The following is a 1073-nucleotide window of genomic DNA, read 5'->3' as shown; positions in this document are numbered from 1 at the left end:
TTGGAATATTCATACGGATCGTGTACTACCTCCATCCGCGTTCTTTCTGGGGTGATGAGATGTTCACGATAGAAGCCGCCTCGCGCCCTTTCCGAGAAATGATACAAGTAGCGTTCAACGATGTTCACCCTCCGCTCCAGTTCATACTTTACTGGTTCGGGGGATACCGCTTGATACCCCTCGTGGCGGGGATTATATCGTGCTACCTGATCTGGAAACTTACCCACGATCGCCTCGCCACGCTAATTTTCGCTATAAACCCGTATTTCATACACCTATCAGGGGAGACCAGGGGATACGGTCTTTTACTGATGTTCTCATTACTCGTCCTATGCGGGTATAAATGGGCGTTCCCGTGCGCCCTCTTGACCGAGCATTACGCATGGATGCTTCTTTTCGCCGTGCCTATAGCTTTCTGGATGTTACCGTGGCTGTTAGGCTCATTGTCCTTAATAGCCTATCAGTCTTTCGTAGAAGAATGTTTTAAAGCAGACAGGGGGTTTCAATGGTCGTTGATAAGTGTGATAAAGAAACTCGGAGGGTTAGTTTTAAACTTCGCCGGCGGTGTGCAATACTCTTTTATGACCCCAAAACAGGCGTGGGCATCAATTACACATCCAATAACGGCGTTATATGGCATTCCCGTATTGTTCTTGTGGTGTGCGAGAAACAGAAGAATGTGGCTTCTACTCGCAGGCCCGGTGCTGCTCCTTCTGCTGGTGTATCCCATACGCCTATCAGCGAGGTATCTCCCGATGTGTTCCGTTGCCTTCCTCGTCTTAACCGTAGAAGGATACCGAAGCGCAAGAAAACTGTATCCTAAGATCGCCTTAAGCCTTATGTCTTTATACATAGCGGCGCTTATCTATTCTCTATCGTGGTTCATACCCTCGCAGATGGACTGTTACCACCGGGAGAACTGGATAGCCGTTAAGGAGTTCATAGAAACCAATGTTGACCCCGGAAAAGACGCTGTTATCGGAGCTTTAAGGCTATGTCCTCTTGACGAGAACTATAAAGTCAGTACCAGGAAAGCCCGGAAGGTGTACGAAATATACCAGGGTAACCCTGAT

General features: G+C 48.2%; 1 protein-coding gene. It reads left to right on the top strand.

The window, feature by feature from the left end; all coding sequences use genetic code 11:
* Positions 1-59: 59 nt before the first annotated feature.
* The coding region (locus HWQ67_RS19490) for a hypothetical protein (RefSeq protein WP_218254359.1) at positions 60-1073 on the top strand (1014 nt) is incomplete at its 3' end.

The sequence above is a fragment of the Candidatus Magnetobacterium casense genome (assembly GCF_019173545.1).
Classification (GTDB): domain Bacteria; phylum Nitrospirota; class Thermodesulfovibrionia; order Thermodesulfovibrionales; family Magnetobacteriaceae; genus Magnetobacterium; species Magnetobacterium cryptolimnobacter.
Note: the sequence above shows the minus strand (reverse complement) of the source record. Positions and strands in the feature narration are given on the sequence as shown.